This window comes from Micromonospora hortensis, assembly GCF_022230935.1.
Lineage (GTDB): Bacteria > Actinomycetota > Actinomycetes > Mycobacteriales > Micromonosporaceae > Micromonospora > Micromonospora hortensis.
In genome coordinates this window covers 1-606 of record NZ_JAKKFE010000057.1, presented here as the reverse complement: position 1 = coordinate 606, position 606 = coordinate 1, and the positions used below count along the sequence as shown (strand labels likewise).

Here is a 606-nt window from a genome sequence, read left to right as displayed (position 1 = left end):
CGCCGACGCCACCGACGCCGCCGTACGTCGGGAGTGCAGTGGGCTTGTCGCGGCTCACCTGCAGTGGCACCTGGAGCGCGCGCTACGCTCGCTGCCGCTGGTCGACCGGGGTTCCTCGGCGGCCGGCACGGCCCCGCAGCCGGAGGGCACCGGGGCCGTGGTGCTCCGGCCACGCGGCGACGTCGAGGCCGGGGCGGACGGCGCGAACAGGGAGTGACCGAGTGATCCGATCGAAGAAGGCCGGCCGGCGCGAGCCGACGCCGCCGGTGCCACACCCGTCCGGGGCCCGCCCCCCGGCGCTGCCCACCGAGGCGGTGCCGAAGCACGTGGCGGTGGTGATGGACGGCAACGGCCGCTGGGCCAAGGACCGTGGGCTGCCCCGCACCAAGGGGCACGAGGCGGGGGAGCACAGCCTCTTCGACACCATCGAGGGCGCCATCGAGATGGGCATCCCGTACCTGTCGGCGTACGCGTTCTCCACTGAGAACTGGCGGCGCTCGCCCGACGAGGTCCGGTTCCTGATGGGGTTCAACCGGGACGTGATCCGTCGCCGCCGTGACCAGTTGGTCGACCTGGGCGTACGGGTGGTGTGGTCGGGCCGGCCCG

General features: G+C 74.3%; 1 protein-coding gene and 1 pseudogene. Both read left to right on the top strand.

Annotation, left to right across the window (positions count from 1 at the left end; genetic code table 11):
• Nucleotides 1–217: pseudogene (locus NIE111_RS28140) on the top strand (DNA repair protein RecO); the annotation flags it as partial.
• A gap of 4 nt (nucleotides 218–221) precedes the next feature.
• A partial coding sequence (locus NIE111_RS28135) for an undecaprenyl diphosphate synthase family protein (RefSeq protein WP_238687315.1) occupies nucleotides 222–606 on the top strand: 385 nt, incomplete at its 3' end.